Annotated in this window: 12 protein-coding genes; 9 read left to right on the top strand and 3 right to left on the bottom strand. The window is 65.3% G+C overall.

Annotated features, from left to right (window positions below):
- The first annotated feature begins 95 nt into the window (after nucleotides 1-95).
- On the top strand, nucleotides 96-923 hold the full coding sequence (locus KI611_RS03935; protein WP_226418531.1) for a hypothetical protein: 828 nt from the start codon (nucleotides 96-98) through the stop codon (nucleotides 921-923).
- Nucleotides 924-930: 7 nt separating this feature from the next.
- On the opposite strand, the gene hrpA is transcribed toward KI611_RS03935, so the two are convergent.
- Nucleotides 931-4,905 (bottom strand): ATP-dependent RNA helicase HrpA, encoded by a 3,975-nt coding sequence (gene hrpA / locus KI611_RS03930; RefSeq protein WP_226418530.1) that lies wholly within the window; start codon nucleotides 4,903-4,905, stop codon nucleotides 931-933.
- Between the two features lie 231 nt (nucleotides 4,906-5,136).
- On the opposite strand from hrpA, the gene trhA reads away from it, so the two are divergent.
- The 5 genes from trhA to KI611_RS03905 all read left to right on the top strand — a co-directional run bounded on the left by trhA (nucleotide 5,137) and on the right by KI611_RS03905 (nucleotide 8,351).
- On the top strand, nucleotides 5,137-5,754 hold the full coding sequence (gene trhA / locus KI611_RS03925; RefSeq protein WP_226418529.1) for a PAQR family membrane homeostasis protein TrhA: 618 nt from the start codon (nucleotides 5,137-5,139) through the stop codon (nucleotides 5,752-5,754).
- A 51-nt stretch (nucleotides 5,755-5,805) separates the two neighbouring features.
- Nucleotides 5,806-6,426 carry a DUF1294 domain-containing protein gene (locus KI611_RS03920; protein ID WP_226418528.1) on the top strand — a complete coding sequence of 207 codons (621 nt, stop codon included), beginning with the start codon at nucleotides 5,806-5,808 and terminating at the stop codon, nucleotides 6,424-6,426.
- A 4-nt stretch (nucleotides 6,427-6,430) separates the two neighbouring features.
- On the top strand, nucleotides 6,431-7,288 hold the full coding sequence (locus KI611_RS03915; RefSeq protein WP_226418527.1) for an alpha/beta hydrolase: 858 nt from the start codon (nucleotides 6,431-6,433) through the stop codon (nucleotides 7,286-7,288).
- Between the two features lie 98 nt (nucleotides 7,289-7,386).
- Nucleotides 7,387-7,653, top strand: a complete 267-nt coding sequence (locus tag KI611_RS03910; RefSeq protein ID WP_226418526.1) for a hypothetical protein — start codon at nucleotides 7,387-7,389, stop codon at nucleotides 7,651-7,653.
- Nucleotides 7,654-7,706: 53 nt separating this feature from the next.
- Nucleotides 7,707-8,351 (top strand): HD domain-containing protein, encoded by a 645-nt coding sequence (locus tag KI611_RS03905; protein ID WP_226418525.1) that lies wholly within the window; start codon nucleotides 7,707-7,709, stop codon nucleotides 8,349-8,351.
- On the opposite strand, the gene KI611_RS03900 is transcribed toward KI611_RS03905, so the two are convergent.
- The gene (locus tag KI611_RS03900; RefSeq protein WP_226418524.1) at nucleotides 8,348-9,082 is read right to left on the bottom strand and encodes a dinitrogenase iron-molybdenum cofactor biosynthesis protein; all 735 of its coding nucleotides are present in this window, start codon (nucleotides 9,080-9,082) and stop codon (nucleotides 8,348-8,350) included. The genes KI611_RS03905 and KI611_RS03900 overlap by 4 nt on opposite strands.
- 130 nt (nucleotides 9,083-9,212) lie before the next feature.
- Here KI611_RS03900 and KI611_RS03895 point away from each other — a divergent pair, with 130 nt between their 5' ends.
- Both KI611_RS03895 and KI611_RS03890 read left to right on the top strand, forming a co-directional pair.
- The gene (locus KI611_RS03895; protein ID WP_226418523.1) at nucleotides 9,213-10,880 is read left to right on the top strand and encodes a nitroreductase family protein; all 1,668 of its coding nucleotides are present in this window, start codon (nucleotides 9,213-9,215) and stop codon (nucleotides 10,878-10,880) included.
- The gene (locus KI611_RS03890) at nucleotides 10,877-11,317 is read left to right on the top strand and encodes an ankyrin repeat domain-containing protein (RefSeq protein ID WP_226418522.1); all 441 of its coding nucleotides are present in this window, start codon (nucleotides 10,877-10,879) and stop codon (nucleotides 11,315-11,317) included. Before KI611_RS03895 ends, KI611_RS03890 begins: the two co-directional genes overlap by 4 nt.
- On the opposite strand, the gene crcB is transcribed toward KI611_RS03890, so the two are convergent.
- On the bottom strand, nucleotides 11,314-11,721 hold the full coding sequence (gene crcB, locus KI611_RS03885; protein ID WP_226418521.1) for a fluoride efflux transporter CrcB: 408 nt from the start codon (nucleotides 11,719-11,721) through the stop codon (nucleotides 11,314-11,316). The genes KI611_RS03890 and crcB overlap by 4 nt on opposite strands.
- 146 nt (nucleotides 11,722-11,867) lie before the next feature.
- Here crcB and KI611_RS03880 point away from each other — a divergent pair, with 146 nt between their 5' ends.
- Nucleotides 11,868-13,496: a methyl-accepting chemotaxis protein gene (locus KI611_RS03880; protein WP_226418520.1), complete on the top strand. Its 1,629-nt coding sequence runs from the start codon at nucleotides 11,868-11,870 to the stop codon at nucleotides 13,494-13,496.
- Nucleotides 13,497-13,516: the final 20 nt, after the last annotated feature.

The raw sequence follows: 13,516 nt of genomic DNA, 5'->3' as shown, positions 1-13,516 counted from the left end.
CGTTTTCGTGCCGGTATGTCGAAGCCTTTGGGCGGCAACGTTCAAGTTTATCCGCAATATGTCGTTAAATTAATTTCACTCTCCGGAAGCCCGCCATGAAACTCGATTCCTCAACATGGGCCGGGTCGATCAGCCTGTTGGCTTCGGCCGGCACTAAGCGCAAGACCGGTAGCCCCTTGCGCGAAGCGGACGATCCGCAGGCGAAGTGGATGCAGGACATGAAGTCGGCCTTGCAGCGCCTGAAAGCCATGCCGAGCGCCAAGGACAGCGCGAAAGAGGCGGCCACGGCGAAAGCCGCCTTCATCAAACGCCAGCTCGATTCGCTGAAGGCGATGCTGCTCCATGCTTCCCCAGAACAAGCCGCGGCCATCGCCCGCCAGGTGCGCGGACTGGCCAAAGAGCTGGCCGCTCTCGGGCATTTGCTGAAAACGGGAGGTAGTTCGGCCAGTACCACGCTACCGAGCGCAGGTGCGGCGGCGAGCGCCGATGCGTCGTCGGCCGAAGCGAGCCCGGAGGCCGCACCGGTGGCGGCCGAAGCGGGCGTGTCGGCCACCGCTGCCGAAGACAGCAGCGAGGCCGGCGAAGACAATCAGGCTGCGGCCGACCCCGCCGCAGCAGAGGCAAAGGAAAACAAAGACGCGAATGCCACCGATGATGACAAGGAATTGCGTGCCGCGCTGCTCGAAGCGCGGAAAGTCCTGAAGCAGATCATCGCGCTGTTGAAAGCCAAGCTGGCAGCCGCCGACAAGGAAACCAAGGGGGACGTCCAGGCCGCCGAAAAGAGCCTGAACGAACTGAACAACACGCTGGCCCAGGGAGCCGGTTCCGACCTCTATACCGCGCTGGGTTCGCTGGGCAGCGGCCTGGCCGACTCGTCGATATCGGTCGATGTCGGCGGCGGCAGTATCGACGTCAAGGCCTGACGCCGCCTTACCGGCCGCTCGACGAGAGCAGGCCTTCCCACTGCTTCTGCAGCCGCTTTACCGAAACGGGAACCGGCGTGCGCAACTCCTGGGCGAACAGGCTGATGCGCAGCTCCTCCAGCAACCAGCGGAACTGTTCGATTTGCGGATCGGCGGCGCCCAGCTTGGCAAGCTGGATGGCGCGCCTTTCGTAGTTGGTCCACAACGGCGCGTACTCGGCCATCAGACGGGCATCGCGCGCCGGGTCGGCCTTCAGCTTGTCGAGGCGGACCTGGATGCCTTTCAGGTAACGCGGGTAGTGCTGCAGCCGTTCGATCGGCGTATCGAGCACGAAACGCTTGCCCATCAGCCGCTTCAGCTGCGCTTCGACATCCTGTACGGCGGCCGCATGCACCTTGAAGGCGGGCAGCTTCTTGACCACCGCCTGCCATTCGGTAAGGACCGTGCCGACCATCCGGCAGACTTCCTGCATCACCAGGCCAAGCCGTGCCTTGCTTTCGGCGCAGCGGCTTGTGAACGCCGCCGGCGTCGTCGGCAGCGGTTCGTTCAGGCAGGCGCGTTCGAAAGTCAGGTCGATGATCTGCCGCTTCAGGTCGTCGTTGCTGCCCAACGCCATGTATTGCATGGCCATCTGGCTCAGGCCGGGGACGTTCTTGTCGAAATACTTCACCTGCTCGCGACATTGCAGCATGAACAGGCGGAGCAGCCCGGCGCGGTGCACGGCGGCCGCTTCCTCGGCCGAATCGAAGACCTTCAGGCTGACCGTTTCGCCTTCGTCGGTCAGCGCCGGGTAGCCGAGCACGGTCTGGCCGGCGACCGGCACTTCCATCAGCTCCGGCAGTTCGCCGAAGGTCCAGTCGGTCAATTTGGTGTATTCGGACGGCGTTTCGTGCAGCTCGGCGAATTCCTGCTTGGCTTCCCTGCCCCAGTCGGCGCGCAACTGCATCAGGCTGCGGTTCATGTCGAGCTGTCGGCCATGCTCGTCGATCAGCTTGTAGTTCATTGAAAAATGCGCGGGCAGCGCATCCGGCCGGAAAGCGTCCGGCGTCACCGCCCAGCCGCGCGCATTCAGGCCGCGCGCCTCGAGGATGTAGTCGATCAGCGGCGGGATCAGTCCCAGCCCCATCTTCTTGTCGTTGCCGGCGACCGCCGCCATGAATTCTTCGACGAACTCCGGCACCGGCACCAGCTTGGCGCGGATTTTCTGCGGCAGCGTCTTGATCAGCTGCACCAGCTTTTCCTTCAGCAGCCCCGGCACCAGCCATTCCAGACGACCCGCCGGGATCTGGTTGAGCTGCGCCAGCGGCAGGGTCAGCGTCACGCCATCGCGCGGCGAACCGGGCTCGAAATGATAGGTGAGCGCATACTCCACGCCGCCGACCTTGAGGTGATGCGGGAAGGCTTCGGTCGTCACGCCGGCCGCCGAATGCCGCATCAGGTCGTCCTTGGCGAGGAACAGCAGCTGCGCATTGTCGCGCTCGGCCTCCTTGCGCCAGTGGTCGAAGGTGGCCCCGTTGTGGATGCCTTCGGGAATCAGGTGGTCGTAGAAGGCGAAGATCAGTTCGTCGTCGACCAGTACGTCCTGGCGGCGCTGCTTGTGTTCGAGGCGCTCGATGTCGCGGATCTGCTTCTGGTTGTGCTGATAGAACGGCCAGCGCTTGGCAAAGGCTTCGTCGATTTCCTCGCCGACCAGCCCCTGGCGGATGAAGATTTCCCGTGCTTCGGCCGGCGCCATCGGCCCGTAATGAATGCGCCGTTTCGGATTGATCACCACGCCGTACAGCGTCGTCCGCTCCCAGGCGGCGACCTGCATCGACTTCTTTTCCCAGTGCGGGTCGAAGTACTGGCGCTTGATCAGGTGAGCGCCCACTTTCTCCAGCCAGTCCGCTTCGATGCGGGCGACGCAGCGGCCGAACAGCCGCGTCGTCTCGGTGATCTCGGCGGCCATGATCCACTTGCCGGCCTTCTTCTGCAGCGGCGACGAGGGATGGATCAGGTAGCGGATGCCGCGCGCGCCGAGGTAATAGCCGGACTCGTCGGACTTGCAGCCGATATTGCCGAGCAGGCCGGAGAGCAGCGCCTGGTGGATCGCCTCGAAGGTGCCGGCAATCTCGTTCTCCTTCCAGCCCAGTTCTGCCACCATCGCATGCAGCTGCCCATGCACTTCGCGCCACTCGCGCAAGCGCAGGTAGGAAAGGAAATGCGCATGGCAGTTGTCGACCAGCTGCTTGTTGGTCTTCTTGTGCTCGACGGCATTCTGGAACCAGTTCCACAACTTCCACCAGCTGAGGAATTCCGATTTCTCGTCGGCGAACAGCTTGTGCTTCTCGTCCGCCGCCTGCTGGCGCTCCTGCGGCCGTTCGCGCGGGTCCTGCGCCGACAGGCCGGCGGCGATCACCATCACTTCCTTCAGGCAACCGAGGTCGCGCGCCGCCACCAGCATGCGGCCGATGCGCGGATCGAGCGGCAGCTTGGCCAGCGACTGGCCGATCGGCGTCAGGACATTCTCTTCGTCGAGCGCGCCGAGCTCCTGCAACAGCGCGTAGCCGTCGGCAATGGCCTTGGGCGGCGGCGGCTCGATGAAGGGGAAACTCTCGACATCGGTCAGGCGCAGCGACTTCATGCGCAGGATGACGCCGGCCAGCGACGAGCGCAGGATTTCGGGATCGGTGAACGGCGAACGGGCGTTGAAATCCAGCTCGTCGTAGAGCCGGATGCAAACCCCCGCCGCCACCCGGCCGCAACGCCCGGCCCGCTGGCGGGCCGCGGCCTGCGAAATGGACTCGATCTGCAGTTGCTCGACCTTGTTGCGGTAGGAGTAACGCTTGACCCGGGCCAGCCCGCTGTCGATCACGTAACGGATGCCCGGCACGGTGAGCGAGGTTTCGGCGACGTTGGTGGCCAGCACGATGCGCCGCTGGCTGCCGGACGGCTTGAAGATGCGGTCCTGCTCGCCGGCCGACAGGCGCGAGAACAGCGGCAGGATTTCCGGCGCATGCGCCGACGACAGGCCCGGCCGGGCCAGCGCGTGCTTGCGCAGGGCTTCGGCCGCTTCGCGGATTTCCCGTTCGCCGGGCAGGAAAACGAGGATGTCGCCACTGCCCAGCCGCGACAACTCGTCGGCGGCATCGACGATGGCGTCGTACAGATCGCGCTCGTCGTCCTTCTTTTCCAGATCGGCGACCGGCCGGTAACGCACATCGACCGGATAGAGCCGGCCGGAGACCTCGATCACCGGCGCCAGCTGTTCGCCGACGGCGAAATGCGCGGCGAAGCGCTCGGCATCGATGGTCGCCGAGGTGATGATCAGCTTCAGATCGGGGCGCTTCGGCAGCAACTGCTTGAGGTAACCGAGCAGGAAATCGATGTTCAGGCTGCGCTCATGCGCCTCGTCGATGATGATCGTGTCGTAGGCGCTCAAATACGGGTCGGACTGCGACTCGGCGAGCAGGATGCCGTCGGTCATCAGCTTGATCCAGCTATCCGGGCTGGAGCGGTCCTGGAAGCGGATCTTGACGCCGACCCCGGCGCCGACCTGGGTCTTCAGTTCCTGCGCCAGCCGCGTCGCCACCGACCGCGCCGCCAGCCGGCGCGGCTGCGTGTGGCCGATCAGCCCGGCCGCGCCGCGCCCGAGTTCGAGGCAGATTTTCGGCAGCTGCGTCGTCTTGCCGGAGCCGGTTTCGCCGCAAACGATGACCACCTGATGCCTGGCAATCAGCTCGGCGATTTCGCCGCGCCGTTCGTTGACCGGCAGATCGGCCTGGAACTCCGGCTTGGGCAGCGCCGCCTGGCGCTTGGCCAGGCCGGCCTGCGAGCGTTCGAGCAGCGCGGCAAAATCCGCCTGCAGCTTGGCGCGTTTTTCGCCGGTCGAGCGCAGCAAATTGCGCTGCATGCCGCGCAGCCGGCCGTAGTCGGCCGACAGGCAGGACAAGCGCTCGCCAGCAGTCTGGCGCGGTCTTTTTTGTTCAGTATTCGTTGCCATCGTGCACAGCGCGCGGCCGAAACAATCCGGCCTGAGCGGCATCCATCTTTCCCGCAAAAGTTAAGCCGTGAATTGTGCAGGAAAACCCCGCCCCGATCCATGCGAGAAGTGGCAATCGGCGATTGTCTATACTGTTCTTAGTACGACGGCGAAACGAACGCCGGCGGCGGGCCGCTGTCTAATTGCGCTGCAGCAAACCTTGTGCGCTGTCACTTTGAACAAAGGCAAACGATGTACCCCGGAGAAAAATTCAACGCCTGGACGCACCTGATCGGGGCTTTGCTCGCCGCGACCGGCGCCGTCTGGCTGCTGGTCCTGGCGCTGACCGGCGGCGATGGCTGGAAAGTGTTCAGCGTCGCGGTTTATGGCACGACACTGGTCATGCTCTACAGCATTTCGACGATCTATCACAGCATCCGCGGGCGGGCGAAAAGCATCCTGCGCAAGCTCGATCACCTGTCGATCTATCTGCTGATCGCCGGCAGCTACACGCCCTTCTGCCTGATCAGCCTGCGCGGGCCGTGGGGCTGGTCGCTGTTCGGCGTGGTCTGGGCGCTGGCGCTGATCGGCATGTTGCAGGAAATCAAGCCGCGCTCCGAAGCGCGGGTCATGTCGCTGGTCATCTATGCGCTGATGGGCTGGATCGTCCTGGTCGCCATCAAGCCCTTGCTCGAAAATCTCGGCCTCCCCGGCTTCCTCTGGCTGGCCGGCGGCGGCATCTTCTACACGGTGGGCATCATATTTTTCGCCTTCGACCAGCGCTTCCGGCACTGGCACGGGATCTGGCACCTGTTCGTGATCGCCGGCAGCCTGATGCATTTCATTGCCATCTTGTTTTATGTCGTATGAAAAGGCGACAATGACGGACAGTTACCCATTACAGATACCGTCAGCGAGAGCATGCGCCACCAAGGCAAGATCACGACCTGGAAAGACGAGCAGGGATTCGGCTTCATCACCCCGAACGGCGGCGGCGAGCCGGTATTTGTGCACATCAAGACTTTCGCTAACCGGCAGCGCCGGCCACTGGTCAACGAGATCGTCACCTATGAACTGGCCAGCGACGGCCAGGGACGCGCCCAGGCCCGTCACGTGGACTATCCCGGCGGCCGGTGTGGCAAGCCGGCCGCCTCGTCCGGACCCAGCCGCCTCCCGCTGATCGTCGCCGCGCTGTTCCTGGCTTTTGTCACGGCCGGCGCGTTGACCGCAAAACTGCCGCTGCTTGTCCTTGGCTGGTACGTTGGCGCCAGCCTCGTCACCTTCATTGCCTATGCCATTGATAAATCAGCCGCCCAGGCCGACCGGCGACGGACGCCGGAAGACCGCCTGCATCTGCTCGCCCTGATCGGCGGCTGGCCGGGTGCACTGGTGGCGCAGAACCGCTTGCGCCACAAGTCGCGCAAGCAATCGTTCCTGGTGGTTTTCTGGGCGACGGTGCTGGTCAACTGTGGCGCCCTCGGCTGGACGCTGAGCGCCAACGGTGGCCGAGTGCTGCGCTCGGCGCTCAACAGCCTCGTCTGAAGCCATGCTTCGACGCGTGCGCGACGGCCGTCCGCTGATCCTGCTTCTTGTCGCCTGTCTGCTCAGTGCCGGCGCCTTGGCCGACAATCTGGTCCGGCGCAATATCGCCTACGGCGCCGAGGACGAGCAACGCTTCGACGTCTATGCCCCGGAGCAGGCGCGCCGCGCCCCGGTCATCTTCCTCGTGCCCGACGGCGGCGGGAGCAATGGCGACAAGGATGCGCGCCGCGTCCTCGAAAACAAGCTGGGCCGCTGGCTGCCCCGCGGCTTCGCCGTGGTTACCGTCAATTACCGAGCGGCACCGAAAGCCGGCCCTTACGAGCAGGCCCGGGACGTTGCGTTGGCCCTCGCCAAAGCCCAGGAGATGGCCGACAACTGGGGCGGCGACCGGAAACGTTTCATCCTGATCGGCCATTCGGCCGGCGCCCATCTGATCGCGCTGCTCGCCAGCACGCCACGCTTGAGCACCGACCTGCAGACCGCTCCCTGGCTCGGCAGCATCCTGCTCGATAGCGGCACCCTCGATGTTCCGGGCATCATGACCGGGCGGCACTTCAAGCTCTACGACGAGGCCTTCGGCAGCGACCCGAATTACTGGCAAGCCACCTCGCCATATCACCAGCTCGACCGACGCACCGCGCCCATCCTCGCCGTCTGCTCGACGCAGCGCCCGGAATCCTGTCCCCAGGCCCAACGCTTCGTCGCCAAGGCCGAGTCCTTCGGCACCCGTGCCGCGGTTCTCGCCCAGGACCTCAGCCACCGCGAGATCAGCCTGTCGCTGGGCGGCGAATCGCGCTACACGGCGGCCATCGAAGCCTTCATGCGCGGCCTCGACAAAGGGGTGGCGGCGGCCTTGCGCTAGGCGCGCTGGCACGGCAGTTGCACCGGGCCACTGAACACGGCCTTTTACGTCGACTTTCCGACAGGGCCGCCCCACTCATGCCACCGCCGGAGTCCGCCATGCCCGCCCAGCCTTCCACCCTCGACCGCCACGGCCTGCCGATCGCCCTCGGCGACCACGTGCGCATCCTCGGCATCACGCCCGACCCGGAGATGGACGAAGACGACCTCGACATGTTTACCGACATGATCGGCTCGACCTGCCTGGTCGAGCGCATCGACGACCAGGGCAACGCCTGGGTCGCCGTCTGGTGGAACGGTTTCGAAGGCCCGTTGCTGACCACCGTCGGCCTGAGCCCGGGGCAGATGGAGAAAACGGCCGGCTAAGCTCGGCCAAGCGTACTCCCGGACGAGGTAGGATGCCGGCCGAGGAGATTTTCATGACGAATTTAGTTGAACGCGTCGCCGGGCAGGTCAAAGCCCGGTTTTTAGCCGAGAGTTCCGGACACGACTGGCACCATATCAACCGGGTTTGGCGACTGACCCGCCAGATAGCCGCCGAGGAAGGCGCCAATCGACAAATAGCGGAACTCGGTGCCTTGCTGCACGACATCGCCGACTGGAAGTTTCACGGCGGCGACGACAGCGTCGGGCCGCGCCAAGCGGCGCTGTTGCTTGGCCAGGAAGGCGCCCCGGCGAGCCTGATCGAGCCGGTCGTGGACATTGTCGCGACCATCTCGTTCAAGGGGGCCGGGGTGGCTACCGGGATGCAAACCCTGGAAGGCAAATGCGTGCAGGATGCCGACCGCCTCGACGCCATCGGTGCCATCGGCATTGCCCGCTGTTTCGCCTACGGCGGCCATGCCGGACGCCTGATGCACGACCCCGACGTGCCGCCGGTCATGCATCAGACGGCAGAGGCCTACAAGGCATCGAAAGGCCCCAGCCTCAATCATTTTTACGAAAAGCTCTTCCTCCTGAAAGAACGGATGAACACGCCGTCCGGCCGGGCGCTCGCCGAAGCGCGCCATCAGGTGATGGCCGACTTCGTCGAGCAGTTCCTCGCCGAATGGGGTGAGTCCTAGTCGTCGACCGTCGCCGCGTTGTAGTTTTTCAGACGATTCTCGGCCGCCACGCCGAGAATCTTCAGCAACCAGGGCGGTGGCGATTCGGCCATGGCCTGCTGAAAGCGGCCGATCACCTGGTCGGCCGGCCCGCCGTCCGGCAGCTTGATCGGAAAGATATCGGCGCGGATCACCTTGGCCGCCGCCGGTCCGCCGATCGAGACGACATAGACCACGTGGCAGTCCTTGATCAACTGGCAACGCCACTGGTTGCGGTCCTCGGCCAGATCGGCCTCGACCGCATCGCGGATATCGACCAGCCGGCTCGCCGTCGGCGACACCTGATAGACCAGATAGCGGATGCACGAGCCGAAATGGCCGCTCAGCTTGTCGCCGCCATCCGAGGCAATGGCCACCCGGAGCGAGCCGGGCAGGTCGCCGTCGTTATATGGCTCGATCTTCGGCAGCGAGTCGTCACCCTGCGTTTCGCCCCACAGGATGCGCACCGCCAGCTTCATCGCCTCGAGACCGATGCCGATATCTTCGCCATCCTCTTCGCCGTCGGCACTGGCAAAACCGGTTTTCAACTGGGTCACCGTCACCCGGCGCAAGTTGTCCTCGTCGATCTGTTCGCCGAGCTGGCGTTGCAACAATTCGATCAGTGCCGGCAGGCTCACCTTGGGCATGGCACGGGCCGCCAGCGCCACGCGCAGCGCGGCTTCGCGGGTAATCGGAGGTGTGGATTGTTCCATCGGTTTGCTCCTCGGTTGGGTTGGGGTTTGAACCTTCTCGCAGAGATAGTGCCAACCCAGCCAAGCCCATGATTTATAACGGGCACAGGCCTTGCTCAACAACAGCCAAACAGCAGAAAGCCCCCCAACCGTGTCGGATACCCCACAAACCAACGCCGCTGGCGCCGCCGTCGTCCGCGCCTATCACGCCCGCACCAAGCACCGCTTCGAGGCTTATGCCGAAGGCCCCGGCCAGCTCGACTGGGACGCCCAGCCGGCCGCCTTCCGCCACTATGCCGGGGCGCCGCTGAGCGAGTTACCGCTCGCCGCCGAACGCTTTGAACGCCCCTACGGCCAACTGACGGAGCCGCCGGCAAGCCCGGTCGCCCCCGACCTGCACAGTGTCGGCGCCCTGCTCGAACTGGCTTTCGGCCTTTCGGCCTGGAAAACCTGGGGCCCGAGCCGCTGGGCGCTGCGCTGCAACCCGTCGTCCGGCAACCTGCACCCGGTCGAAGCCTGGCTGTTGAGCGACGGCATCGCCGGGATCGCCAGCGGCTTGCAGCACTACGACCCGGAAAACCATGCCCTCGAAGGCCGCGCCCTGAAGCCGCCTGGGCTGGCCGCGCCCTGGCTGGCCGTCGGCCTGAGCAGCGTGATGTGGCGCGAGGCCTGGAAATACGGTGAACGCGCCTTTCGCTACTGCCAGCTCGATGTCGGCCACGCGGTCGGAGCGCTGGCCTACGCCGCCGCCCTGCTCGGCTGGGAGATTCGCCCGCTGCCGCTGGTCGCCGGACAACTGGCGCATTGCCTGGGACTGGACCGCCCCGCCGATTTCCCGCCGTCGCGCTACGCCTTTACCGAAACGGAAGAGCCGGAAATACTGCTCGCCGTGCGCGGCCCCGGCCTGTCCTTGCCGCCGCTTGGCGCGGCGCTCGCCAGTTGGCTGGACAGCGCCGACTGGCAGGGCCAGCCGAGCCGGATCGACGCCAGCCCCGGCTATCGCTGGCCGGCCATCGATCAGGTCGCCGCGGCCAGCGGCGAAGCCATCTCGCCGCCGGCTATCGCGGAATTTCCGCCCCGACCGGCCCTGCCGCCGCCCGTAACAGCGGCCGGTACGGCGCAATTGATCCGCCAGCGGCGCAGCGCCCAGCGTTTCGACCCCAAGTGCAGCCTGGCCAAAGCCAGTTTCTATCGCCTGCTCGACGCCCTGCTGCCGCGCCCGCAGGCGCCATGGCCGGCCCACCCGACGCCGCCGCGCATTCACCTGCTGCTCTTCGTGCTGCGTGTCGATGGCCTGCCGAGCGGCCTCTACCTGCTGCCGCGCAATCCTGAGGCAGCTCCCGACCTGGCCGCCGCGCTGGCCCCGGCCGACGAGCGCTTTGCCGGGCGCCGGGCGGTGGCCGACTTCGACCAGGACTGTCCGGCCCACCTTGGCCTGATCCAGCTGGCCGAGATGAACCTGCAGGAACTGCAGCGCCTGGCCCGCTCGCTGTCCTGCCACCAGGACATCGCGGCGACCAGCGCCTTCTCGCTCGGCATGCTCGGCGAATTCGCCGACGCCACGGGCGACGGTCACGGCTACCGGGAGTTGTTGCGCGAAGCCGGCCTGGTCGGCCAGGTGCTCTACCTCGAAGCCGAAGCAGCCGGGGTGCGCGGCACCGGCATCGGCTGCTTCTTCGACGACCCGGTGCATCAAGCCTTCGGCCTGAGCGGCAACCGCTATCAAAGCGTCTATCACTTCACGGTCGGCACGCCGATCAACGATGCCCGGATTGAAACCGGACCACCCTACCCCCAACGCCAGAAGGACCACCGATGACCCCCTGCCTCGCCGCTTTCCTCGAAGAACACGCCTTCCCGTCCGACGATCTCTCCGCGGCGCAGGCCGACGGCCGGTTCACGCCGCTGATGCGGGCCGCCAAGCTCGGCCGGCGGGATATCGTCGACGAGTTGCTGGCCCACGGCGTCGATCTCGAAGCGCTCAATGCCGACGGCTGCAATGCGCTGTGGCTGGCCTGCTACAACGGCGACCACGAGCTGATCGAGCAACTGATCGCGGCCGGCATCGCCATCGACAACCAGAACGGCAACGGCGCCACCTGCCTGATGTACGTCGCCTCGAACAGCAAGCCCGATCTGGTCAAACTGCTGCTCGAAAAAGGAGCCAACGCCAAACTGAAGAATTTCGACGACTTCACCGCACTCGATCTGGCGGCCTCGCTGGAATGCCTGAAGCTGCTGAAAAAAGCGGCCTAGGACCAGATACGCGTCGCGCCGACGGTCAGCAAGCCAAGGTAGGTTGCCGTCAGCGAACCGGCCAGATGCACCGAAGCGAGGCCGATCGCCCAGGCCGGCTGGCCGGCCAGCAGGCGTTCAACCACTTCGGCGGAAAAGGTCGAGAAGGTGGTCAGGCCACCGAGAAAGCCGGTAATCGCGAACAGCTTCCAGGCCAGCGGGAAGTGCGCGTTGAGGTGAAACAGACCGACGGCAATGCCGACCAGATAGCCGCCGAGCAGGTTGGCGGCCAGCGTGCCGAGCGGCAAAGTGATGAACAGCGGGTTCAAGGCCATGCCGAGCAACCAGCGCACCCACGCGCCGAGCGCGGCGCCGGCGCCGACCACGAAAAAGTTGAGAAAGGTGAAGTTGTGCAGCAGGCTCATGGGCAGCGATTGTAGCCGTTTGCCATGGCGCCCGCCAAAGCTGGACATCGCTACCCGCTGAGACTAGTCTGCCTGACGCTTGCCAAATAAATACAACAGCGGCCAACAAACGTAAATGGCCGCAATCAACAACACCAGGAGGAAATATGGGACTGCTCAATTTTCGGAGTCTGAAGGGCCGCTTGACCCTGTCGGTGCTGGTCGCCCTGCTCGGGCTGCTCGTTCTCGGCGCCTTTCAAATCGTCCATCTGCGCGGGCAATTGCTGGACGACCGCAAGGCGATGCTGCAAACCGCCGTCGACATCGCCGTAACGACCGCCAAGGGCTTTCAGGAACAGGAAAGCCGCGGCGAACTGAGCCGCGAACAGGCCCAGAAACTAGCCAAGGATGTCCTGCGCAACATGCGCTACCAGGGCAACGAGTATTTCTATATTTACGACAGCAAGGGCATCGGGATCATGCACCCGATCCGTCCCGAATACGTCGATAAGCCGCACTGGGACCGCCAGGACAAGAGCGGTGCCTACACCGTCCGCGCCCTGGTCAACGCAGCGCTCGACAAAACCGGCTTCACGGAGACCCAGACGGCCAAGCCGGGCAGCGAAGCGATGGTGCCGAAACTCCAGCGCGTCGCGCATTTCGCCCCCTGGGACTGGGTGATCGGCACCGGTCTCTATATCGACGACCTGGACGCCCTGTTCTACCAGCAGGTACGCATTGCCGCCATCGTCATCGCGCTGATTCTGCTCAGCGTCGGCGCCGTCGCCTGGTGGATCGCCCGCCGGATTCTCGCTCAGATCGGCGGCGAACCGGCCGCTGCACTGGCCGCGATGAACAAGGTCGCCGCCGGCGACCTGACGGTTTCGCTCGGTTCACCCGCCCGGGAAAGCCTGCTCGGCGAGCTCGCCCACCTGGTCGCCGCGCTGCGCACGATGATGAGTGAAATCGCCCAGGGCGCCGGCCAGGTCACCACCTCGGCCCGCCAAATCGCCGATACCTCGGCCGAAGTCGCCCAGGCGGCGGACGCCGAAACCGAGTCCACCCAGGCCATGGCCGCCGCCATGGAGGAGCTGACCGTCTCGATCACCCACGTTTCCCAGAATGCCGACGAGACCGACCGTTTTGCCAGCGGCGCCGCCGACCTCGCCATTCAGGGCGAAAGCAGCGTCAAGACGGTGGCCGACGATATCGCGGCAATGGCCGGCACGGTGGCAAAAGCGGCCGAGCAGGTGCGCATGCTCTCCACCAATACCCAGGAAGTCGCCCGCATTGCCTCGGTGATCAAGGACATTGCCGGCCAGACCAACCTGCTGGCGCTGAACGCCGCCATCGAAGCCGCCCGGGCCGGCGAGCAGGGCCGCGGCTTCGCGGTGGTGGCCGACGAGGTACGCGTTCTCGCCGAGCGCACCGAAAAGGCCACCGTCGAAATTTCCGGGGTCGTCGAACGGATCCAGAACGAAACGCTGAATACCGCGAAAATCATGGATGCCGCACTGCCGGAAGCCGACAAGGCGCGGTCCACCGCCTGCCAGACGACCGACCTGCTACAGCGCATTGCCGAAGGCTCGCGCTCGGCCCAGGGACTGGTTCGCGAAGTCGCCGCCTCGACCCGCGAGCAGAGCGAGGCGAGTACCGCGCTGGCCCAGCAGGTCGAACGCATCGCCAACCAAGTCGAACATACCGGCGAGAGCATGAGCATCACGGCCCGTGCCGCGCAGGCCCTGCTCGGCACGGCGCAAGCCCTGAAAACCGCGACGGAACGCTTCCGGCTCTAAAATAGCGGCCGCCCTCCGCG

Origin of the sequence: Dechloromonas denitrificans (genome assembly GCF_020510685.1) — a bacterium.
Classification (GTDB): Bacteria; Pseudomonadota; Gammaproteobacteria; order Burkholderiales; family Rhodocyclaceae; genus Azonexus; species Azonexus denitrificans_A.
This window is presented reverse-complemented; position numbering and strand designations above follow the sequence as displayed.

What these genes read in the sequence shown, in the direction of transcription:
- KI611_RS03915 (WP_226418527.1), top strand. Translation starts at nt 6,431, where the DNA reads ATGCTTCGACGCGTGCGCGACGGCCGTCCGCTGATCCTGCTTCTTGTC.
- KI611_RS03910 (WP_226418526.1), top strand. Translation starts at nt 7,387, where the DNA reads ATGCCCGCCCAGCCTTCCACCCTCGACCGCCACGGCCTGCCGATCGCC.
- KI611_RS03905 (WP_226418525.1), top strand. Translation starts at nt 7,707, where the DNA reads ATGACGAATTTAGTTGAACGCGTCGCCGGGCAGGTCAAAGCCCGGTTT.
- hrpA (WP_226418530.1), bottom strand. Translation starts at nt 4,905, where the DNA reads ATGGCAACGAATACTGAACAAAAAAGACCGCGCCAGACTGCTGGCGAG.
- crcB (WP_226418521.1), bottom strand. Translation starts at nt 11,721, where the DNA reads ATGAGCCTGCTGCACAACTTCACCTTTCTCAACTTTTTCGTGGTCGGC.
- KI611_RS03935 (WP_226418531.1), top strand. Translation starts at nt 96, where the DNA reads ATGAAACTCGATTCCTCAACATGGGCCGGGTCGATCAGCCTGTTGGCT.
- KI611_RS03900 (WP_226418524.1), bottom strand. Translation starts at nt 9,082, where the DNA reads ATGGAACAATCCACACCTCCGATTACCCGCGAAGCCGCGCTGCGCGTG.
- KI611_RS03920 (WP_226418528.1), top strand. Translation starts at nt 5,806, where the DNA reads ATGCGCCACCAAGGCAAGATCACGACCTGGAAAGACGAGCAGGGATTC.
- KI611_RS03880 (WP_226418520.1), top strand. Translation starts at nt 11,868, where the DNA reads ATGGGACTGCTCAATTTTCGGAGTCTGAAGGGCCGCTTGACCCTGTCG.
- trhA (WP_226418529.1), top strand. Translation starts at nt 5,137, where the DNA reads ATGTACCCCGGAGAAAAATTCAACGCCTGGACGCACCTGATCGGGGCT.
- KI611_RS03890 (WP_226418522.1), top strand. Translation starts at nt 10,877, where the DNA reads ATGACCCCCTGCCTCGCCGCTTTCCTCGAAGAACACGCCTTCCCGTCC.